Source organism: Diaminobutyricimonas sp. LJ205, assembly GCF_009755725.1.
Lineage (GTDB): Bacteria > Actinomycetota > Actinomycetes > Actinomycetales > Microbacteriaceae > Ruicaihuangia.
The window spans coordinates 1,495,987-1,517,855 of sequence record NZ_CP046619.1 but is presented as its reverse complement, the minus strand read 5'-3'; the positions used below and the strand labels follow the sequence as shown (position 1 = coordinate 1,517,855).

The following is a 21,869-nucleotide window of genomic DNA, read 5'->3' as shown; positions in this document are numbered from 1 at the left end:
ACTCGCCCCAGTCGCCGACGGCGTCTTCGTCGCCACGAGTCGAACCATGTCGACGACCTCCACGGTTGTGGCTCACTCGGGAAGCGCGTTGCTCGTCGACCCTGCCTGGCATCAGCGCGGGCGACGCCGGAACACACCGACAGGGAGAATCGCGAGCCCACTAGCCAGGAGAAGTGCGATCCACTCGCCGGTGAGCAGGCTCAGGATCAAGCCGCCGGCCAACAACGTTGCGCTCCAGATCAGCGCGAAGACGGTGAGCTTGCGGGATCCGCTCGGTGCGTCGGAAGCATCCATGCCTCACCATAGCCTTCGGCCGCGAAATCTATTCTTTTTTCGTAGGCGCACACTCGGCATACTCGACCACCAGTGCCTTGGCTCAGCGTCAGTGGTCAGCGCGATACTCGGGAGCATCCGATGGAAAGGATGCCACCATGACCACTCAACTCATACCAGTCGACCCGCCCCAGCTGCACAGTAATCCTGCGTTCACACAGGGCATGATCGTGCCTGCCGGGCCGACACTGTATGTCGGCGGCCAGAACGGCGCCGACAGCTCCGGCGAGTTGCTCGGCGGGCTTGAAGCACAAACCGAGCAGGCCATGCGCAACCTGCTCGCCGTGCTCGCCGAGGCCGGCACTGATGCTGACCACGTCGCCAAGCTGACGATCTATCTCGCCGCCGGAGAGGATCCGGCCGTCGGGTATTCCGCAGCGTGGAAGGTATGGGGCGATCGCCGCACCGCGATTACCGTGCTTGCCGTGACGCCGGCGCGGCCGGGTGCCTTGGTCGAGATCGAAGCGGTCGCCGCCATCCCTGCGCGCTGAGGAATCAGCGAGAAAGACCAACCGAGATCAGTCGACGCGAGCGGCCGCCGCTCGCCGTGACTCGATCATGCTCAACACCCACGCCGCCGGCATCAGCAGGATCCCGATGGGCACGAGCACGACGGCTATCGGATACACCACGTACGCAAGAACATGCGGGAGCAGGCTGTCGGACGGTGCGGCGGTCGCCATCTGCCACCCCGGCAGCGCCGTCCGAAGCGCCAGACCGAGCACGACGAAGGTGCACCCGGTCCAGGCTGCGGCTCGCGGGCTGAGGCGCTTCGGCCAGGCGGGGTCATCCGGATCGGCAACTGCTGCGGGCACCGCCTCAAGCGCGCCGCCGACGAACGACAGCACCACCAGGGCTGCCCCAAGCGGCAGCACCACCGTGCTGCAGGCAGTCATGATCGCCCACGCCAGGTCGGTTGCGGCCAACTCCTGCCCGCCGATCGCGAACAGGGCAGGAAGCAGCCCGACCTGCAGCGTGGCGCTCGAGATGACGAGCACCACGCCCATCCAGAACGCCCGTCGGGGCGTCACTGACGCGGCGACAGCGGCAGCACCGGAGAAACGACGGTTCTTCACGCTAGAACATTAGCGGGCGAAGCGCTCAGCTCACCATCACGGTGAAAAGGCTGACCGACACGGCAAGTCCGACGAGCAGGAAGAGCGTGCCGACGATGCCGAGGGCAAGCGGAGTCTGACTGCGCCGACCAAGCCTGGTACCGTTGCGCTCCCGCTCCGCCTTGGCGACCTGGGCAATCTTGTGCCTCATCGCGAGCAACACTCCGCCGAAGACAATGGCGATAACGCCCCAGACGAGAGCGAAAATTTGGCCGGCTTCCATGAAATAACCCTGTCATAGTCGCCGGCGCGTCCAGCCCAAACCGTGCCCGCAAGCGTTCTAGGGCTGCAGCTGGCTCACCCAGTCCCGCACGATGGCGACGAACGCGGGCTGCGCCGCGAGCGCTTCAGACCGGCTGGTGAAGGTGACGATCGCACGATTGTTGTCTGCCCAGCGCAGCAGTGACGCGGGGTCATCGGATGATCTGGCTTCGGCTTCCCACCCGTGTGCAGGATCACCTGGACGGCGTCGGGCCGGCGGAGATTGAGCGTGGCGAAGTCGTCGCTCAGCGCGAAGTTCGGCGCCTTCCACTTGATGCTCTCGGAGACCTGCGGAACCGCCGACTTGATGGACGTTCGAACAAGGTCGACGACATCCGGAAGCTCATGATCAAGCGATGCGACGAACTCGTCAACGGATCCTTCGGCAGGGGCGGACATCCGCCCAGTATGTCCGACTCCCCCGCGCACAGTGAAGGGGACGGACCCTGACGGATCCGTCCCCTTCGTCTCGCTCCTAGGAAGCCTTGGACTTGGGCTTCGCCGGAGTCTTCGCCTTCGTCTGACGCGGCGACCGGTTCTCGGCGCTCACCATCCAGGCGAGCTGCTCCAGACGCTCCAGGATCGCGTGCAGCAGGTCGGCGGATGTCGGATCCTCCTCGTCCACCGGATCGTGCACCTTCCGCGCTGTCGCGACGACTGCATTCAACCGGTCGGTGATCGCCTCAACCGCGTCGGCGGTGTCGATCTCGCCCGCGTCGAATGCCGGCAGCGTGGTCGACTTCGCCACGACGCTGGACCGCCCGTCCGGGGTCGCGTTCAGCGCCCGCATCCGCTCGGCGATGTCGTCGGCGAACTCACGGGCCGCGTCGACAATCTCGTCCAGCTGCAGGTGCAGGTCGCGGAAGTTGGTGCCGACGATATTCCAGTGGGCCTGCTTGCCCTGCAAGTGCAGTTCGATCAGGTCGACCAGCACGGCCTGCAGGTTGTCGGACAGTTTCTGAGATGCATCCACGTTCAGTTACTCCTTATTACTAGTCATTCGCCCAGTTCGGCGCAGCGCAGACGACGCAGCGCCTGCTGCTCGAGCTGGCGGATCCGCTCACGGGAAACACCGAAACGGCGTCCCAACTGTTCGAAGGTCATCGGTGCATCGGCGGTGAGCCCGAAGTGCAGCTTCACGATCTCCGCCTCCCGAGGGGGCAGCGACTCGATCCGGGCGTACAACGTGTCATGACGTCGTCGCGCAGCGACGATGTCGACGAGCTGCGAGCTGTCACCGTCCTCGATGAGGTCACCCAGTTCAGCGTCATCGTCGCCGATCGGCGTGTGCAGCGACACCGGGTCTCGGTCGGCGTCCAGGTAGAGACGCACGTGCGCCTCGCTGAAACCGGTCTCCTCGGAGAGCTCGGCGACAGTCGGCTGACGGCCATGGTCGGTTTCGAAGGCCCGCGCAGCGGCTCGCATTGCCGAAATCCGCTCCTCCGTGTGCACGGGTACCCGGACCAGGCGGGCGGAGTCGTAGAGGCAGCGAGTGATTGCCCGCCGAATCCACCACATGGCGTACGTCGAGAACTTGTAGCCCTGCGTGAAGTCGAACTTCTGCACCGCGCGGTCGAGGCCGATGTTGCCCTCCTGGATCAAGTCCATGAAAGGCATTCCGCGGCCCACATACCGTCGAGCGACGCTGACGACCAGACGCAGGTTGGAACGAACGAAGCGAGCATGCGCCGCCTCGCCCTCGTGCACCAGCTGCGCCAGTTCTCGATAGAGCGGGGAGTCGGCCGGCGTTTTCTCCATCGCCTCGGCGGCGAGGACGCCAACTTCGATCTGTCGGGCCAGTTCGGTTTCCTCTTCAGCGGCGAGAAGTGGAAGCCTTCCGATCTGACGGAGGTAATCACCGAGAGTGTCGTCGGTCACCTCCATGGTTGAGCCGGTTGCGCGGGCTGTGCGTGCAGTGGTCTGAACCATGATCGAAACCCTTACCGTCGAGAAATCCGAACGAACGAATCAGTTGCCTCGTCCAGGCTTGGGAACCAGCGCCAGGCGAGGCTTGGAGCCAGCTGAAGGACTTCGAAAAGGTCGTTGCTCTTGCGTTCGATGACCCCCAGCACGGAATGAGCATTGTCGGGTGCAACCCGGCGGTCAGTGACTCGCCATTCGCGGTCAGAGATGGGCAGCACCAACAGGTCTTGCTTGTTGTGGGGTGCTGTCAGGGGGCGGGAGATGGTACCGACGGCGTCGCTTGGGTTTGCGAAAGTGTCGGGTGCCGTCGTGGGCGCTGCGGTATCCAGCATTGGGTCCTGCCTTTCGTCACGCGGGAAAGAGAACGTTATCTCTACCCCTATTCAGGGGTATTTCACCTTCGATGTCAAGTAGATATCGGCGGGGTACTGTGAAGCAACCATGAGTGATCAAAAGAAACCGAGCGCCCGCGAACGGATTCTTGAGGCTGCTTACGACCTCTTCTCGCGGCGGGGCATTCGGGACGTCAGCGTTGACGAAATCATCCGTCGTTCCGGCGTGGCCATCGCGACCTTCTACCGCCAATTCGCGTCGAAAGATGAACTGGTCACCGAGTTCCTGAACCGTCGAGAACAGGTCTGGACAGGCGAGCGAATCATCGACGCCGCCCGCGAGCGCGAACAGCAGCCACGAGACCAACTCCTCGCCATCTTCGACCTGTTCGACGAGTGGTTCTCCCGCGATGACTTCGAGGGCGACTCCTTCGTGAACGTGCTGCTCGAAATGGGGCCAACGCACCCATTGGGAAAGGCAAGCATCGCCCACCTGAACCATGTGCGGGCCCTCGTGGCCGAGATCGCCACCGACGCCGGCCTACGCGACTCGAGCGAGTTTGCGCATGCCTTCCAGATCCTCATGAAGGGGTCGATCATCACCGCGACGATGGGTGATCCGCAAGCCGCGCCGCGCGCTCGGCAAATGGCTACCTGGCTGATCGAGCACCACGCCGCCTGAGTGAAAAACTTGGCGAGTCTCGCGAGTCGGGGTACGTTGAGTTTCCATCATGGGGCCCCTCTTCCGGGGGACAAGGCCCCGAGACCGAAGGGAACACCATGAATATCCTCTTCATCGTCGTCGCCGTGATCGCTGTAATCCTGCTGTTCACGGGCGGATTCGTTCAGTCCCTGAACTTCCTGCTCTGGGTTGGACTGGTCCTGCTGATCCTGGCGGTGATCGCATGGTTGATCCGTTCGATGAGCGGTCGCCGCAACAACCTCTAAGTTGCAGCGTTTTCTCGAGCGGCGGGAGTCGGATGAACCGGCTCCCGCCGCTCGCTGCGTTTAACGCTCGCAAACTGAACACTCCCTGAACGCCCCGATCCGGGAATATCCTTCACGCGAGAGGCCGCTCGGCCCGAGTCGGCTCGAAGCTCACGAGGAAGTGGGATGTCATGGCCACGACACCGGAGACCCCGTCCACATTCGACCGTCTCGCCGCCGAAGCATTCGGCAGCTTCCTGCTCGTCCTCGGCGGCGTCGGCACCGCGATCTTCGCCGCGACCTTCCCCGATACCGGAGTCGGTTTCCTCGGGGTCTCGCTGGCCTTCGGACTCACGGTCGTCGTCGGCGCTTACGCAGTCGGCAACGTCTCGGGCGGGCATTTCAATCCCGCCGTCACCCTGGGTGTTGCGATGGCCGGACGGATGCCATGGCGCGACGTCATCGGATACTGGGTGGCCCAGATCGTGGGCGGGGCACTTGCGAGCACCCTGCTCGTGGCGATCGCTGCCGGCGGACCAAACGGCTTCCTCTCCGATGCGATGGAGGCCGGATTCGCCTCCAACGGCTACGACGACCGCTCCCCCGGCGGATTCAACCTGCTGTCGGTCATCATCGCCGAGGTGCTGCTCACCGCGGTCTTCCTCTGGGTGATCCTCGGCTCGACCGGAGTTCGCTCGACACCTGGGTTCGCACCCCTCGCGATCGGTTTGACCCTCGCCCTGATTCACCTGGTCAGTATTCCGATCAGCAACACCTCGGTGAACCCACAACGGTCGATCGCGGCAGCCCTCTACGGCGGTCCGGATGCCCTGCTCCAACTCTGGGTGTTCATCGTCGCCCCGCTCGCAGGCGGACTGATCGCCGGACTCGGCTATCGGTACGTGTTCCAGCGCGTACAGCCGGCCCGCACCGCCTGATCGCACAGGACTCCTCGCAAGTCACGGCGGTACACTCCGCCTGTCCTCAGAAACCCGAGAGGAGCCGGCGATGGTCGATTCAGACCCGCAGACGGCGGGCCAGTCCACTCAGTCGATTCCCGTGCGGGCCGGCGGGCAGCGTCCGATGCGGATCGGCCTGATCGCTCCCCCGATGGTCGCGGTGCCACCACCGAACTACGGCGGCACCGAGATGGTGATCGACCTGCTCGCGCGCGGTCTCACCGCTCGCGGCCATCAAGTGGTGCTGTACACGGTCGGTGACTCAACCTGTCCGGTCGAACTGCGCTGGAAGCATCCGGAAGCCCTGTCAACCGAAGCGGGACTCTTCGCGGAAGTCGTGCACGCCCGCGATGGCTACCGGGCGCTGCGCGACGTAGACCTTATCCACGACCACACCACCAGCGGTCCCTTGCTTCCACCCGGATCCTTTCCGCAATTGCCGATCCTCGCGACCTTGCACAGCCTGCTCGAGCCCGAGCTTCGGAACTCGCTGACTCGGACGGTCGGCCGCATCGGCCTCATCGCGATCTCCCACGACCAGCGGCGAAGCGCGCCGGAAATCCCGATGCGCACGGTCATCCACCACGGAATCGACGCCTCGATGTACCCCTTCGGGAACGGGGATGGCGGGTATCTGCTGTTCCTCGGCAGGATCGCTCCTGTGAAGGGCGTGCACCATGCGATCAACGTCGCCCGCGCGACCGGCCGCCGCCTGCTGATCGCCGCGAAGATGTGGGAGAGCGAAGAGCGCCGTTACTTCGCCGAGGTGATCGAACCGATGCTCGGGCCCGGCATCGAGTATCTGGGTCCGGTCGGGCCGGAACGCAAACGTGAGTTGCTGGCTGGCGCCGAGGCGTTGATCAACCCGATTCGATGGCGTGAGCCATTCGGATTGGTGATGATCGAAGCGTTGGCCTGTGGAACGCCTGTGATCGCCTTCCCGGAAGGCGCCGCCCCTGAGATCATCGAAAACGGCGTGACCGGCTTCCTGTGCACCGACGAAGCGGACATGGCAGCCGCCCTGGAACGCGTCGCGACCCTCGACCGGGCTGTCTGCCGGCGCGCTTGCCTGCGGCTGTTCTCGGTGAACCGCATGGTGAACCGACACGTCCGGGCCTACGCCGACGCGATCGAACGATTCCATTCAACCGACACCCTGTCCGAAAGGTCCGGGGAGGCAGGATAAACGTGGCTTCAGCACCCTCCCAGTACGACGGCACAATGCCGGTCGCAGCCGTCGAGGGTCTTCGAGGCGGAGTGACGCTGATCAGCGGCAGGTCCTTCGCGCTCTCGGACAGCGACGGGAACATGCAACCATCACTCACCCAGGGGCTTTTTGTGCTCGACACGAGGGTGCTTTCCCGGTGGGTTCTGACCTTGGATGGCGAGCCGGTCGAAGTGCTCGGCGTTGACAGTCCGGTTCCGTTCCGGGTGACCTTCGTCGGCCGCGGCCGCCCGGTGCATGGGCACGCCGACGCGGATGTCGTGGTGCAGCGGAAGCGCTCATTCGACATGGGCATGCATGAGGAGATCATCGTCACCAACCACGGCCTGCAGCCGGTGGAACTCGACCTTGGTCTGCAGGTCGACTGCGACTTTGCCGGCCTGTTCGAAGTCAAGGAAAGCCGGATCATGCCGCGCGAACGTGCTCGGCGCGTCGAGGAACGAAGCATCCGGTTCACCCGGCCGGGTGATTCGGATGCCCGCGAAGTCGCGGTCCTGCTGGATTCCCAGGCCAGCATCGAAGACGGCGGCGCCCGCTGGCACATCGCCCTGGGCGAGCGATCGATGTGGAGCACCCGAGTGTCAGTCACCGTTGCGCAGGGGGGTGCGGTCGTTGGCCCGCGCGGACCGGCACACGGGATCGTCGGGATGCCGCATCCGGACCGCGACGAACCGCACGAGCCGTTCCAGATCTCCAGCGACAACAGCAAGCTCACCCGGGTGACGCAGCGCACCGACGAAGATCTGGCCGCCCTGAGAATTCTCGACGATGAGCACCCCGACCAGGCGCTCATTGCCGCCGGTGCGCCCTGGTTCATGACGCTGTTCGGCCGTGACTCGCTGCTCACAGCGTGGATGACACTGATCGCCGATCCGAGCCTGGCCCGCGGGGTGCTGCAGACCCTCGCGCGCCTGCAGGGGCGGAAGGTGGACCCGACGGCGGGCGAGGAACCGGGCAAGATCATGCACGAGGTGCGCTTCGCCGACACCGAATCGCGCAGTTTCAGCCACGGGCAGCTCTACTACGGCTCGGCGGACGCCACCCCGCTGTTCGTCATGGTCGCCGCCGAGTTGCAGCGATTTGCTCCCGACCTCGACCTGTTGAACTCCCTGCTGCCGGCGATCAACGCGGCGATGGAGTGGATCGAGCGCTACGGCGACGCCGATGGCGACGGCTACGTCGAGTACCAACGCCACGGCGAGGTGGGCCTCGTCAATCAGGGCTGGAAGGACTCGTGGGATGCCATCCGGCACGCCGACGGCGCGCTCGCGGACGCGCCGATCGCTCTCTGCGAGGTGCAGGCCTACGTGTACGGCGCCTACCTGGCCCGCGCCGAACTGGCGACCCTGCTCGGCGAAGACGATGAGCATGAACGCTGCATCCACAAGGCCGCTGAGCTGTACCGGCGCTTCAACGAGGACTTCTGGAACGAGGAGGGGCAGTTCTATGTGCTGGCCCTCGACGGGCAGAAGCGTCAGGTCGCCACGCGCGCATCGAACATCGGGCATGCGCTGTGGACCGGCATTGTCCGTCCCGATCGCGCTGCCAGCGTCGCGGAAACCCTCCTCAGTGATGCCAGCTTCAGCGGCTGGGGCATCCGCACGCTGTCGACCGACACGGTGGCATACAACCCGGTGAGCTATCACAACGGTTCGGTGTGGCCGCACGACACGGCGATCTGCGCGTGGGGGCTCGCCCGCTACGGCTTCAGCGAGGAGGCACAGCGCGTGATCATGGCTCAGGTGGATGTCGCCGACGCCTTCGATGGTCGGATGCCGGAACTGTTCGCTGGCTTTGACCGGGCCGAGTTCGCTGTGCCGGCGGTGTACCCCTCATCCTGCTCGCCGCAAGCCTGGGCATCCGCCTCCCCCCTGCTGTGGCTGCGGACGCTGCTCGGCGTGGAACCCGATGCTCACCGGGGCAGGTTCTGGTTGCGACCGATGCTTCCCGCCGGGTTGCATCGGCTGCGAGTGGAGGGGCTGATGATCGCGGGCCGGCGGATCACGGTCGATGTGGAGAACGACCGGATCGCGCTTGCCGGGGCCGGCGATCTGGCCGTGGTGCCGGCGGCGCGTCCGGTGTTCGATCCGGTCGCCGCATCCGCGGCCGTGGCATCCAGATGACCGTGGCATCCAGGTGAGGAGAACCGATGACTGTGCAGACATGGCTGGTCGACCTCTCTGGCGATGAGTGCGCCCGACTGCTGGAGGCAGCAGTGGTCGGCCGGCTGGGGGTGGTCATCCAGGGCCGGCCGGAGATTTTTCCGGTGAGCCATGTGTATGACGCCGAGTCGGGCAGTGTGGCGTTTCCCACTGGTGGTCACACGAAGATTCATGCGGCGCTCGAGTGGCCGTGGGTGGCGTACGAGATTGACGGCTTGGACGAGTCCGCTGAGACGGCCTGGAGTGTGCAGGTGGTCGGACGCGCCGAGGAGATCACGGATCTCGAATTGATTGAGCGGCTCAGTCGGCTGCGCGCTGAGCGGGTGCGCTGGATCAGCGGTGAATCCGTTCGGTGGCTGCGGATCGTCGCAGTGAAGGTCTCGGGACGGCGGATTCAGGCGGTCTCACCCGAGTAGCAAGATTGTCGGTAGCACGTGACACCATCGAACATGTGTTCGATAATAGAGAGGTGCTGACATCCCTCTCCTCCCCCGCTACCGAGGTGAGCCGCGCACCTGACAAGGTCAGCCCTGACCGGGTGCGTGAGTTGCAGTCGCGCATCCGTCAGATGCAGGCGCCGAAGCTCGACGTGCGCACCCTGCCGACCCTGTCCGCGCTCGCCGAGTTGCTGCCCGGCGGTGGGCTGCGCCCGGGAGCCAGTTATTCGGTTGCCGGGTCTGCCTCGCTCGTCATGGCGCTCATGGCGGGTCCGGTGCAGGCGGGATCCTGGTGCGGGGTGATCGGGATGCCCGATTTCGGCGTTGAAGCGGCCTCGGGGCTCGGCATCGACCTGGACCGGGTGGTGCTCGTGCCCCGTCCGGGCGAGCACTGGCTCGCCGTCACCGGGGCGCTCGTCGATGCCCTCACCGTCGTCGTCGTCCGGCCGCAGGCACGCGTGGCCGATGCGAGCGCGGCGAAACTCGCGGCCCGTCTCCGGCAGCGTGAGGGGGTACTCATCGCCCTCGGCAGCTGGCCCCAGGCGGAAGCCCGGTTGAGTGTCTCGCACACCACGTGGGGTGGCATCGGTGCCGGCCACGGCTATTTGGCCGGTCGCCAGATGACGGTGACGGTTCAGGCAGCCAGCGGGCGAGAACGCAGCGGCAGGATCTGCATGCCTGACTCGACGCTGCGGGTGCATGGCGAAGGCCAGGTGGTCAGCGCGGGATCGGCCGCCTATGCCTCCTGAGCGGGGTCCGCATCCTGAGCCGGCCATGCCTCCTGAGCCGGCCACACCTCCTTGGCGGGACCGTGCCCCGCCAACCAGCCGGGGACCTCGTCGGCGGGCAATGGCTTCGACCAGAGGTACCCCTGCCCGAACTGCACACCGAACTCGCGCAACTGCGCCAGCTGTTCCTCGGTCTCGACCCCCTCGGCGACGCTCGCGAGCTGGACTGCGTCGGCCAGGCCGATGATCGCCCGTAGGATGGGCGCCGCACTGGGCGAATCGGTATCGAGCGACTGCACGAACGACCGGTCGATCTTGATCGAGTTGACCGGCAGGTCGCGTAGGTACGCCAGCGACGAATAGCCGGTGCCGAAATCGTCGATCGCGATCTCGACGCCCACCGAGCGCAGGCTCTCCAAGCCGCCGGTGGCCTTCTCGATGTCGTTCATGACGATGGACTCCGTCAGTTCGAGGATCACCGCACCAGGGTCGATGCCGACCTCGTCGATGATGCCTTCCACGACGGGCACGAAGCCCGGGTCAAGCATCTGCACCGCGGACACGTTCACGCTGACGGACAGCGCCTCGGCGCCGGGCAGTTGCGAGCGCCAGCCGTGCACCTGGGCGACAGCCTGCTGCAGCACCCACTCGCCGATCGGAACGAGAAGGCCCGAGGCCTCAGCCACGGGGATGAACTCGAGTGGCGAGATCGGGCCCCGCTCCGGGTGGTTCCAGCGCAGCAGCGCCTCGAACCCGATGGGGCTCTGATCCGCGATCCGCACCAGCGGCTGGTACACCACGGTGAGCTCATTCCGCTCAACAGCCTGGGCCAGCTCGGAATACAGGGGCGTCTGGCGAGTCACCGAGGACGGGACATCCCGATCCGCCGATCGGATTCCGCTGGACCGGCGGAGCTTGGCCTCGTACATCGCGGAATCCGAGCTGCGAAGCACGGCCGCGACCTCCTCGTAGCCGGTCGCCAGGGTGATGCCGATGCTGACGGTGATCAATACTTCGCGGCCGGCAAGGGCGAACGGCTCTCGCGTCGCCTCGGCGACGCGATCGGCCAGTGCCGCAGCCGATGCGTCGGTCATCCGGTCGCAGACGATCACCATCTCATCGCCGCCGAACCTGGCGAGCATGTCGGACCCGCGGACGAGCTGGCTCAGCCGCTGCGTGAGCAGCACCAGCAGCAAATCGCCCGCGTCATGCCCGAGCGTGTCGTTGATCGGCTTGAACTGGTCGACATCGAGGAACAGCACGGCGGCTCTCTCGCCGGTACGACGCGCACGGTCGAGGGCCTGATCGAGGCGGCGCATCAGCATGAGGCGATTCGGCAGACCGGTGAGCGCGTCGTGGAATGCGTGGTGCATCAGAGTCGCTTCCTCGCGCTTCTGGTCAGAGATGTCTTGCACTTGCACAAAGTAGTACGCGGGGGTTCCGTCGTCGTGCTTCACCAGGGTCGAAATGACGTCCACCCAGATCGACGTGCCGTCGGGGTTCGCGACCAGGTGGTGGGAATGGGCACGGTCCTGGTCATCCAGCCGGAATGACTCGTTGCCATCTTCGTCGGTGAGCACGTCCTGCAGGCGCAGGACCAGCAGGTCTTCCCTGTACCGACCGAGCATGGTGCACAGCGCGGGATTGACCAGCTGCAGGTAGCCGTCGAAGTCGACGACAGCCATCCCGATCGGTGAATGGTCGAAGCTCAGCTCGAAGGTCTTCTCGGCCTCACGCTGACGTCGAAACGCCTCGCGCAGGTCGGTGATATCCATCGTCGTGCCGATGACCGTCGGCCGGGTGTGCCGTCCGGTTTGCTCAACATGCGCGCGGGTTCGCACCCAGCGGACATCGCCGTCCGGCCGCACCATCCGGTACTCGGTGGGTTGGATCGCCTCATGTCGCTGGAACTTGCGGTAGATCTCGTCGAGGATCTCGACGTCCTCCGGATGGATGGCGTTCACCATCACGTCCTTGCTCGCCTCGTTGCCGACGCGGTCCATGCCGAGCATCCGCCACAACTCATCAGACCACCAGCGCTTGCCGGTCTCGAGGTCGATCTCGAAGCTGCCGACATGAGCCATCTCCTGGGCCTCCGCGAGGCGGGCGGCGATCTTCTCCGCGGCCATCTGCTGCTTGCGCCGCGGCGTCACCTCGCGGATGGTGGCCATCCCGAGCGTGCCGTCGGGAATGGGCAGCGGCGCCAGCGAGATCTCGACGGGGAACTCGGTCCCATTGCTGTGCAGCGCGGTCAGCTGGAGACCGGATTCCAGTCCGCGCACATGCGGCTTCTCGGTGTACTCAGTACGGAACCCTCGATGGCCATCGCGGTAGCGCTCCGGCATCAGGGACTCGACCGGTTCGCCGACCAGCTCATCTCTGGAAGCACCGAAGAGCGCCTCGGTGGCGCTGTTGACCACGAGGATCCGGCCGGTGCCGTCGACGATGACGATCGCCTCCGGTGCGTGCTCGACGACCGCGTGGAACAGTTCGTTGTGGGTCTTGGTTTCCGTCTTGCTCATGTGCCGATTACCTGTTCGTTCCTCGATGCCTCGGTTCGTGCGAAGAGCACACCCGCCCTGAATCCCTGCGTGCTGCGGCGAACCCAGCGCACTTCCGCGACCTCGGGGATCTCCAGGCGATCGGGGATCTCGATGCTCACGAAACCACCAGGCTCGAGTCGTTTCTTGGTGAACAGGCGGGCGCCGCCGAAGCTGTAGTCCTCGACCGTCGCCGGCAGCGCCTCTGATGTCTTGGGAACGAGCACCGGCGCGGCGGCTCCCGTGCTGTGGCGACCGCCGGCGCTCTCCCGGCTGGTGGAGGTCGCCATGTCCGCGGTGAGCGGGCGCACGAGGGCGGGGGCGCTCGCCGGCACCCGGATGTCGCGACGGGCGTGCGCCGCGACCCGGCTCGCCGTGCCGGCCACGGTCCGACCCAGTGACGCCGTGAGCCGGGCACCCACTTCCCGGTCGTTGCGCACCCACGCCGGCGACGAGCTGAGCACGCTCACGAGGTCAATCCACTGGCCGGTCGACAATGGGTCAAAGACGAACCCGAGCGTGACGCCGTCGTTCGTGCCCACGATCCAGCGGCTCTGACCACTGACCCGACCCACTGGAGCGAGGTCAACCGCGGTGGGCTTGTGTGCGGCATCGACCAGGACACCTGCATCGATGGCAGCGCCGAAGGGCACGAAGATCCTGGCACCGCCCACGCTGAGGTCGACGATCCGCCCGGGGACCGAACCGAGGCCGGTGAACGACACGCTCACCGGCAAGTCGACCGGAACTCGCTCGGCGGTGCGGACCCTGGGCCGCTCGATGCAGATGAGCACCGCCATCAGCAGGCCCGCCGCGTTGTAGACGGTCCAGAGCACGCTGATGACGAGGGCGGCCAGCGAGTACGCCTGCGGGTTGAACACGAAGACGTTGAGCAGCCCGATGACGGACAGCGCCAGGAGCACAAGGTGCGGCAGCGCGATCCGCCAGTGGAACTGCCGATTACTCGACAGCATTCCCTTCGGGGTGACCGCGAACGCGGTCACCTTCAGCCCGAAGGTTTCGGCGACGGTTGAGATGGCGAGCGTCGGAGCCATGGCCAGTTCATAGACGTGGCTCCACAGGAAGCTGCGCCTGCCATCGGCGACGATCCGGAAACTCAGCATCGACGTCACGAAGAAGGGCAGCCAGAACACGGCGAGCCAGGCCAGCTCCGCGTTGACAGGCACGACGCCGAACAGCAGGAAGAGCAGTGGCGCGAGCAGGTAGACGAGCTTGAAGACACCGAAGTACCAGTAGACGACGCCGTCGGCATAGAGCCAGCGCTGCATCGGCGTGAACCCCGGCATCGTCAGCGGGTTCCACTTGCGCGCGGACTGCACGTTCCCGCGCGACCAGCGGTCGCGTTGCTTGAGCAGGTCGGGGAAGCTTTCCGGGGCAAGGCCGGCAGCGATGACGTCCGGCACGTAGGTGGCGCGGAACCCGGCCGACTGCAGCAGCATCCCGGTCGCCATGTCCTCGGTGATCACGCCCGTCGCGAATCCACCGATGGCCTCGAGCGCGGTGCGGCGGAACACCGTGTTGCTGCCGACGTACATGGTGGCGTTGAAGCGCGCCTTGGCACCCTGCAGGGTGCGCATGAAGAAGTCCTGCTCATTGGGCAGCACCTGCCCGGAGAACAGGTTGTACTGGAAGGGATCCTGGTTGTAGAAAGCCTGCGGCGCCTGCACGAACGCCAGCGCGTCATCGCTGAAGTGACCGACGGTCTTCTCCAGGAAGTCCTGTTTCGGCACCATGTCCGCATCGAGCGTGACGACCAGTTCGCCCGAGCTGTTCGCGAGCGCGTTGTTGAGGTTGCCGGCCTTGGCGTGCGAGTGGTCGGTGCGGGTGAGGTGCCGCGCCCCGAACTCATCCGCCAGTTCCCGGGCCTCGGCCCGGGAACCGTCATCGCAGAGGTAGACCGACACCGGGCCGGGATAGCGCAGGTTGACCGCACCAGCGAGTGTCAGCCGCAGGGTGCTCACCGGCTCGTTGTAGGTGGCGATGAAGACGTCGACGCTGGGGAATCGGCTGAGCGCCGACAGTGGAACCGGTGGGGGTGGCGCCGGGCTCCACACGACGACCGAGAAGGCGACGGTCTGCGCGAAGCCGATGATCTCAACCACGATCAGGGTGACCCCGACGATGGTGTCGGCGACCGAGCCGGTGGGAATGGTGAAGCCGATCCGCCAGGAGAGGTACAGGGCGCCGGCGATGAGTGAGAGCACGATGGCCAGGCGACGGCCGAAACCGGGTCGGGTGCGCTGCACCATCCAGATCCCTGTCATCAGCAGCAGCAAGACCGCCGGATAGACGAGTACCCACGGCCATCCCCACACCTGCACCGATGTTCCTCCCCGACCGGTGTTTCAGGCCACCCACCCGCGGCCCTTGTGGTCAACGATAAGGGGTTCGCGAGCACAGATTGACTGAATCGAACATATGTTCGAAGATAGAAGGGTGTTTCACCCCGCGTCATCCACAAGAACCCTCGTGTTGTGGTGCCCGGACTGGCCAGTCATTGCCGCAGCACAGTCACTCGACCTGGATCGTGACCTGCCGATCGCTCTCGTCGATCGAGGGCTGGTGTTCGCGTGCTCGGCCGCCGCCCGAGTGGAGGGCGTGAAGCGTGGCCTGCGCATCCGTGAGGCGCAGGCCCGCTGCCCGGAGCTCATCGTGGAACAGTACGATCCCGCCCTCGACGCCCGGGTGTTCGAGCCGGCGCTCGCCGAGTTGGAGCGGCTCACCCCCGGCGTGCAACTGCTGCGACCGGGAACCTGCGCCATCCGCTCCCGCGGCCCCAGCCGCTACTACGGCGGGGAACTGGCCGCCGCGCTGACCCTGCTCGGCCGGCTCGGGGAACTCGGCTTCGACGCCCGAGCCGGAATCGCCGACGGGCCGTTCACCGCAGAACAGGCAGCCCGGGCCGCTCAGCCCGCGACGCGGGTGCTGATCGTGCCGGAGGGCGGCGCGGCCGAGTTCCTGGCGCCACTGCCGATCGGCATCCTCGACCGGCCCGACCTGGTTGCCCTGCTGAAGCGGCTGGGCATCCGCACCCTCGGTGAGTTCGCCGCGCTCGAGGCCATCGATGTCGAAGGACGGTTCGGGGTGGACGGCGCACGCCTGCACGCGATCGCCTCCGGCCTGGATGCCCGCAGCGTCAGCCCGCGCACTCCGCCGGCTGAACTTGACGGCGTCGTCTGGTTCGAGCCTCCGGTCGACCGGATCGACCAGGCCGCGTTCGCGTTCAAACAGGCGGCCGAACGGTTCATCGACCAGCTGACCGCGGCGAAACTCGTCTGCACCGCGTTGCGGATCGAGGTGGATGCCGAGAACGGTGAGATCTCCGAACGCAGTTGGCTGCACCCGCGCTCATTCACCCCAGCGGAGGTCGTCGACCGGTTGCGCTGGCAGCTACAGGGCAACGGCACGGCGGACGGCGCCAGCGGGCTGAGCGCGCCGATCACCCGGGTACGGGTGGTACCGGAGAGCGTGGATGCCATCGGCAACCACGAGCGCGGGCTGTTCGGTGACGGACCAGACGAACGGGTCCACCACGCCCTCTCCCGGGTGCAGAGCATGCTCGGCCACGAGGGAGTGCTCACCGTCGCCATCGGCGGCGGCCGCACCCTTGCCGAGCGGGCGATGCTGGTTCCCTGGGGTGACTGGCCGGCATTTCTGCGCTCCCCCGACCAGCCTTGGCCGGGCAGTCTGCCGCAGCCGGCTCCGGCGACGGTGTTCCCCGCTCCGCACCCGGTGACCGTGTTCGCGGACAGTGGCGAACAGGTGTCGGTGGACGAGCGAGCGGGACTCTCGGCTGCTCCAGCTCGGCTGGTTGCGGCATCCGGTGCCTCGAAACAGGTCACCGCGTGGGCCGGTCCCTGGCCGATCGATGAGCGCTGGTGGGATGCCGAGCACTCCAGGGCGGCGCACCGGTTCCAGGTGGTCGACGATGACGGGCTGGCCTGGCTGCTGGTGCTCGACGCGCATGGCTGGTGGGCCGAGGCGAGGTATGACTGATTATGGGCTGGTCTAACCCCCCGATCCCGTGGTCCGAGTTCGAACGCCGCCTGTCGGACTCGCGTCGGCCCGGCTCCCGGCCGACGAACGCCGACGGCGGCGACAGTCCGGCGTGGTCGACCAAGCGGGAGGCCTACGAGCCCGCCGCGATCGAGAAGGCTCCGGATGCCGCGGCGGTGCCATATGCGGAACTGCATGCGCACTCCAACTTCAGCTTCCTCGACGGCGCGTCCTCCCCCGAGGAACTGCTCGAGGAAGCCTCCCGGCTCGGCCTGCACGGTCTCGCCCTGACCGACCACGACGGCTTCTATGGGGTCGTCCGGCTCGCCGAGGCGGCCGAGAGCTATGACGTGAAGACCGTGTTCGGCGCGGAACTCTCGCTCGGCCTGACCACACCGCAGAACGGCGTGGCCGACCCCGAGGGCAGCCATTTGGTGGTGCTCGCCCGCCGGCAGGAGGGCTATCACCGGCTCGCCGCCGCGCTCACCGAGGCGCAACTGGACGGCCGCGAGAAGGGCAGGCCGCTGTACAACCTCGACGCCCTGGCCGCCCGGGCGGACGGCCAGTGGACGGTGCTCACCGGCTGCCGCAAGGGAACCGTGCGGCAGGCGCTCGCCAGCCAGGGTGCGGATGCCGCGGAGCGAGAGGTTGCCCGGCTGGTGGAGTTGTTCGGCCAGGACAACGTGCTGGTCGAACTCACCGACCACGGACATCCGCTCGATTCCACCAGGAACGACCAGCTCGCTCGTCTCGCCGAGCGGTTGCGGCTGCCTGTGGTCGCCACCGGCAACGTGCACTACGCCAGCCCGGCCGAGCGGCACATCGGCGACGCGCTGGCCGCGGTTCGGGCCCGGCGCAGCCTCGATGAGATGGACGGTTGGCTGCCGGCATCCGGCGGCGCGCATCTGCGCTCGGGGGCCGAGATGGCACGCCGCTTCAGCCGGTATCCGGGCGCCATCGAGAACACCGTCACGGTTGCCGACGACCTCGGCTTCCGGCTGAAGAGTGTGCGTCCCGGGCTGCCGAAGCAGGAGGTGCCCGAGGGGCACACGCCGATGAGCTGGCTGCGGCAGCTGGTCTGGGACGCGGTGCCGCACAAGTACCCGAAGCTGACAGCCGAGAACCGGGACCGGATCGAACGCGAGCTCGCGGTGATCGAGCAGAAGGACTTTCCCGGCTACTTCCTGATCGTGCGTGACATCGTGCACTTCGCGAAGGGCCGCGGCATCCTCTGCCAGGGTCGCGGCTCCGCGGCGAACTCGGCGGTCTGCTATCTGCTTGGCATCACCGCGGTCGACTCGATCTTCTATCGGCTGCCGTTCGAACGGTTCCTCTCCAGCATGCGCGAGGAGGAACCGGACATCGATGTCGACTTCGACTCCGACCGCCGGGAAGAGGTCATCCAGTACGTCTACGGCAAGTACGGCAGGCACAATGCCGCGCAGGTGGCGAATGTGATCAGCTACCGGCCGAAGTTCGCGGTGCGCGACATGGCCAAGGCGCTCGGCTACAGCCCAGGCCAGCAGGATGCCTGGTCGAAGCAGGTGGAACGCTGGGGGGCGCAGATCTCCAGCGGCGATCACGACATTCCGCAGCCGGTGGTTGCCCTCGCCGAGCGGGTGCTCACCTTCCCCCGGCACCTCGGCATCCACTCCGGCGGCATGGTGCTCACCGATCGGCCGGTCGGCGAGGTGGTGCCGATCGAGCACGCCCGCATGGAGAACCGCACGGTCGTGCAGTGGGACAAGGATGACTGCGCCTGGATGGGTTTGGTGAAGTTCGACCTGCTCGGCTTGGGCATGCTGGCCGCGCTGCAGTACACGATCGACTTGATCAAGGAGAGCACCGGGGAGAGCTGGAGCCTCGACACCATCCCGAAAGAGGAGCCGGGCGTCTACGACATGCTCTGTCGGGCCGACTCGATCGGCGTGTTCCAGGTGGAGAGCCGCGCGCAGATGGGCGTGCTGCCCCGGCTCAAGCCGCGCCGCTTCTACGACCTGGTGGTCGAAATCGCGCTGGTACGACCCGGTCCGATCCAGGGCGGGGCGGTGCATCCGTTCATCCGCCGCAAGCTCGGCCAGGAGCCGGTGACCTACCTGCATCCGCTGCTCGAGGAGCCGCTCGAACGCACCCTGGGTGTGCCGTTGTTCCAGGAGCAGCTGATGCAGATGGCGATGGCGGTCGGCGGCTGCACCGCCGAGGACGCCGATCACCTGCGCCGGGCAATGGGGTCGAAGCGTGGGGTGGAGAAGATCGAGAAGCTCCGCGACAAGTTGTACGCCGGGATGGCCTCGAACGGCATCACCGGGGATGTCGCCGATGACATCTACGGCAAGATCCAGGCGTTCGCGAACTTCGGGTTCGCCGAGAGCCACTCGATCAGTTTCGCCCTGCTGGTCTACTCCAGTTCCTGGTTCAAGCTGCACTATCCGGCCGCGTTCCTCGCCGCGCTGCTGCGGGCGCAGCCGATGGGGTTCTACTCCCCCGCAACGCTGACCGCGGATGCCCGCCGGCACGGGGTCGAGGTGCGCCGGCCGGACATCGGCCGGTCCGGGGTGCAGGCAGGCCTGGAGCCGGTCAGCCCGTCGGTCGAGCCCACTCCGTTGGTCGAGCCTGCCGAGACCCGCACTCCGTTGGTCGAGCCTGTCGAGGCCCTCGGGCCAACCGGCGACGACGGATGCCTCCGGCTCGAGCATCCCCCGTCCCCAGAGTTCGACCGTTCTCTTCCCGACGACTCCGCCCGGCACCGGCGCGACGGGAACTTCGCCGTGCGATTGGGACTGGCCGAGGTCACCTCGATCGGCGAGAAACTCGCCCGGAAGATCGTCGCCGAACGCGACGCCTACGGTCCGTACCGCTCCATGGCCGACCTGTCCCGGCGGGTCGGGTTGTCCACCGCCCAGTTGGAGGCGCTGTCAGCGGCCGGCGCGTTCGACAGTCTCGGACTGAATCGGCGCGAGGCGATGTGGAACGCCGGCGCAGCGGCCCAGCACCGGCCCGAGTATCTCGACGGTACGGTCGTTGCCGTGCAGCCGCCGCTGTTCAGCCTGCCGACGAAGGCCGACGACCTGGTCTTCGACCTCTGGTCGACCAACCTGTCGACCGACGATCACCCGATCCGGTTGCTCCGCCCGGCACTGGATGCCCGGGGTGCCCTCACCGCGGCGGCGCTGCAGCAGACGGAATCCGGCCGTCGGATCGAGGTGGGTGGGGTGGTCACCCACCGGCAGCGTCCGGCGACTGCGAGCGGAATCACTTTCCTGAATCTCGAGGACGAAACCGGGCTCATCAACATCATCTGCAGCGTCGGGGTCTGGAACCGTTACCGTCGGGTCGCCCGAGAGGCGCCGGCGATGATCATCCGCGGCATCCTGGAACGCTCCGACGAGGGGGTGACCAACCTGATCGCCGATCGGATGGAGTCGCTCAGCATCCGCACCAAGCACACCTCCCGTGACTTCCAGTGACCAGCGCGCCGATAGCCTTGTCTGGTGAGTTCTACCCCGCCCCTCGGTCTCCTGCTCGACGTCGACGGCCCCATCGCCAGCCCGGTCAGTCGCACGATTGCGATCCAGAGCATCAGTGACGACCTCGTCACCCTCGCGAACGCCGGCGTGCCGATCGTCTTCAACACCGGCCGCTCCGACGCGTTCATCCGCGACCAGGTGGTCGGCCAGCTGATCGACGGCGGTCTCAAGGACGGCGCCCGCGTGCTCGGCGTCTGCGAGAAGGGCGCTGTGGTGTTCCCGATCACCACCGCAGGAGTCGGCGACCTGTACGTCGACCCGACCGTGGCGCTGCCCGCCAGCTACGCAACCGCCATCGAGAAGCTCGTCGACGAGAAGTACGCCGACCTGATGTTCTTCGATCACACCAAGCGTGCGATGGTCTCGGTCGAGCAGCGCACCGATGTCGGCAGCGAGGAGTACCTTGCAGCACAGGAGAAGTTCAACGAGGACGCCTTCGCCCTGTTCAGCGAGCATGGCATCGGTGGGGTGTGGGGTGAGCGTGAGGTGAAGGATGCCTCGGGCCTAAGCCCCTACCGGATCGACCCGACCATCATCTCCACCGACATCGAGTCCGTGCGCCTCGGTAAGGACCTCGGCGCGGATCGTGCCCTCACCGAGCTGCGAAACACCGGCGAGCTGCCGCACGTGTGGCGCACGGTCGGCGACTCGCGCACCGACTATGCGATGGCCGATTACCTGCACGACGCCGGCTTCGAGGTCGTCCACGTCGATGTGCGGCCGAAGGACGGCGTGCCAGACAAGGCCTACCAGGTGCGCACCTTCGGGGACGCCATCCACGACGACGCCGGCGCATTGTTCCTGCGGCACTGGGCCGAACAGCTCGGCTGACTTCGCGTTGGTTCGGCGGCATCCGCGGCTGCTGATTCACACTGGAACCATGAGCATGGACCAGATTCTCGACACGATTCGATCGTTCGAGGGCGTCGTGGAACTCGCGCCCGCGGTCGGCAGCGAGTTCCCGGAGATCTCCTGGGGCGACCACTTCTTCTACTACTCCCCGGACGGCACCATCCCGCAGAACGTTCAGCCGTACGCGACGATCGTCACGAAGGATTACCCCGATGACGACCGGTCGAACCTCAACCCGGATGACCGCTGGCGGCTGAACATCCACGTCGGACCGGCCAGGTTCACCGAGCTCACCGGCGTAACCCCGCGCGACTTCGGCGCTGGCGACCGGTCGGGTCGGGACTTCGGCGAGGCCGACCTGATCATGCCGCACCCGGTGTACGGGTCACTCGGCTGGGTCGCCGTCGTGAATCCAGGCGCGCGCACGCTGGTGACGGTCGCCGATTTGCTCCGCGCCGCCCACGAGGACGATCGACGAAGGGTTCAGCGACGCTCCCAGAACCGCAAGGGTTGAAATCTCGCGCGGCGGTC

Annotated in this window: 19 protein-coding genes; 12 read left to right on the top strand and 7 right to left on the bottom strand. The window is 66.5% G+C overall.

The window, feature by feature from the left end; translation table 11 throughout:
• Nucleotides 1-111: 111 nt before the first annotated feature.
• Complete coding sequence (locus GO591_RS07190) at nucleotides 112-294, bottom strand: hypothetical protein (protein WP_157156194.1); 183 nt, start codon at nucleotides 292-294, stop codon at nucleotides 112-114.
• 137 nt (nucleotides 295-431) lie between these two features.
• On the opposite strand from GO591_RS07190, the gene GO591_RS07185 reads away from it, so the two are divergent.
• Complete coding sequence (locus tag GO591_RS07185; protein WP_157156193.1) at nucleotides 432-824, top strand: RidA family protein; 393 nt, start codon at nucleotides 432-434, stop codon at nucleotides 822-824.
• 27 nt (nucleotides 825-851) lie between these two features.
• Here GO591_RS07185 and GO591_RS07180 read toward each other — a convergent pair whose 3' ends face one another.
• The 4 genes from GO591_RS07180 to GO591_RS07165 form a co-directional block, all read right to left on the bottom strand.
• Nucleotides 852-1,409: a hypothetical protein gene (locus tag GO591_RS07180; protein ID WP_157156192.1), complete on the bottom strand. Its 558-nt coding sequence runs from the start codon at nucleotides 1,407-1,409 to the stop codon at nucleotides 852-854.
• A gap of 25 nt (nucleotides 1,410-1,434) precedes the next feature.
• Nucleotides 1,435-1,671 carry a hypothetical protein gene (locus tag GO591_RS07175; RefSeq protein ID WP_157156191.1) on the bottom strand — a complete coding sequence of 79 codons (237 nt, stop codon included), beginning with the start codon at nucleotides 1,669-1,671 and terminating at the stop codon, nucleotides 1,435-1,437.
• 513 nt (nucleotides 1,672-2,184) lie between these two features.
• A complete protein-coding gene (locus GO591_RS07170) occupies nucleotides 2,185-2,682 on the bottom strand; it encodes a Dps family protein (RefSeq protein WP_157156190.1) in 498 nt (165 codons plus the stop codon).
• Between the two features lie 23 nt (nucleotides 2,683-2,705).
• The gene (locus GO591_RS07165) at nucleotides 2,706-3,638 is read right to left on the bottom strand and encodes a sigma-70 family RNA polymerase sigma factor (protein WP_157156189.1); all 933 of its coding nucleotides are present in this window, start codon (nucleotides 3,636-3,638) and stop codon (nucleotides 2,706-2,708) included.
• Between the two features lie 435 nt (nucleotides 3,639-4,073).
• On the opposite strand from GO591_RS07165, the gene GO591_RS07160 reads away from it, so the two are divergent.
• The 7 genes from GO591_RS07160 (at nucleotide 4,074) to GO591_RS07135 (ending at nucleotide 10,423) form a co-directional block, all read left to right on the top strand.
• Complete coding sequence (locus GO591_RS07160; RefSeq protein ID WP_157156188.1) at nucleotides 4,074-4,646, top strand: TetR/AcrR family transcriptional regulator; 573 nt, start codon at nucleotides 4,074-4,076, stop codon at nucleotides 4,644-4,646.
• Nucleotides 4,647-4,744: 98 nt separating this feature from the next.
• Entirely contained in the window at nucleotides 4,745-4,912 is a 168-nt protein-coding gene (locus tag GO591_RS15765) for a DUF2207 domain-containing protein (protein ID WP_167139568.1), read from the top strand.
• A 170-nt stretch (nucleotides 4,913-5,082) separates the two neighbouring features.
• On the top strand, nucleotides 5,083-5,829 hold the full coding sequence (aqpZ, locus tag GO591_RS07155; protein ID WP_157156187.1) for an aquaporin Z: 747 nt from the start codon (nucleotides 5,083-5,085) through the stop codon (nucleotides 5,827-5,829).
• A gap of 70 nt (nucleotides 5,830-5,899) precedes the next feature.
• Nucleotides 5,900-7,036, top strand: coding sequence for a glycosyltransferase family 4 protein (locus GO591_RS07150; protein WP_198295584.1), 1,137 nt, complete (start codon nucleotides 5,900-5,902; stop codon nucleotides 7,034-7,036).
• Nucleotides 7,037-7,038: 2 nt separating this feature from the next.
• The gene (locus tag GO591_RS07145) at nucleotides 7,039-9,198 is read left to right on the top strand and encodes an amylo-alpha-1,6-glucosidase (RefSeq protein ID WP_157156186.1); all 2,160 of its coding nucleotides are present in this window, start codon (nucleotides 7,039-7,041) and stop codon (nucleotides 9,196-9,198) included.
• 26 nt (nucleotides 9,199-9,224) lie between these two features.
• Nucleotides 9,225-9,653, top strand: a complete 429-nt coding sequence (locus tag GO591_RS07140; protein ID WP_157156185.1) for a pyridoxamine 5'-phosphate oxidase family protein — start codon at nucleotides 9,225-9,227, stop codon at nucleotides 9,651-9,653.
• Nucleotides 9,654-9,706: 53 nt separating this feature from the next.
• Nucleotides 9,707-10,423 (top strand): hypothetical protein, encoded by a 717-nt coding sequence (locus tag GO591_RS07135; protein ID WP_198295583.1) that lies wholly within the window; start codon nucleotides 9,707-9,709, stop codon nucleotides 10,421-10,423.
• Here the strand turns inward: GO591_RS07135 and GO591_RS07130 are convergent.
• Nucleotides 10,411-12,924, bottom strand: coding sequence for a sensor domain-containing protein (locus tag GO591_RS07130; RefSeq protein ID WP_157156183.1), 2,514 nt, complete (start codon nucleotides 12,922-12,924; stop codon nucleotides 10,411-10,413). The genes GO591_RS07135 and GO591_RS07130 overlap by 13 nt on opposite strands.
• Nucleotides 12,921-15,284 (bottom strand): glycosyltransferase, encoded by a 2,364-nt coding sequence (locus tag GO591_RS07125; RefSeq protein ID WP_157156182.1) that lies wholly within the window; start codon nucleotides 15,282-15,284, stop codon nucleotides 12,921-12,923. The genes GO591_RS07130 and GO591_RS07125 overlap by 4 nt, the downstream gene beginning before the upstream one ends.
• A 115-nt stretch (nucleotides 15,285-15,399) precedes the next feature.
• Between GO591_RS07125 and GO591_RS07120 the strand changes: the two genes are divergently transcribed.
• The 4 genes from GO591_RS07120 to GO591_RS07105 are packed head-to-tail and all read left to right on the top strand — an operon-like array spanning nucleotide 15,400 to nucleotide 21,852.
• Nucleotides 15,400-16,959, top strand: coding sequence for a DNA polymerase Y family protein (locus tag GO591_RS07120; protein WP_232466309.1), 1,560 nt, complete (start codon nucleotides 15,400-15,402; stop codon nucleotides 16,957-16,959).
• A gap of 2 nt (nucleotides 16,960-16,961) precedes the next feature.
• On the top strand, nucleotides 16,962-20,426 hold the full coding sequence (locus GO591_RS07115) for an error-prone DNA polymerase (RefSeq protein WP_157156180.1): 3,465 nt from the start codon (nucleotides 16,962-16,964) through the stop codon (nucleotides 20,424-20,426).
• 24 nt (nucleotides 20,427-20,450) lie between these two features.
• Nucleotides 20,451-21,317 (top strand): hypothetical protein, encoded by an 867-nt coding sequence (locus GO591_RS07110; RefSeq protein ID WP_232466307.1) that lies wholly within the window; start codon nucleotides 20,451-20,453, stop codon nucleotides 21,315-21,317.
• Nucleotides 21,318-21,366: 49 nt separating this feature from the next.
• Nucleotides 21,367-21,852, top strand: coding sequence for a DUF6194 family protein (locus GO591_RS07105; RefSeq protein ID WP_157156179.1), 486 nt, complete (start codon nucleotides 21,367-21,369; stop codon nucleotides 21,850-21,852).
• Nucleotides 21,853-21,869: the final 17 nt, after the last annotated feature.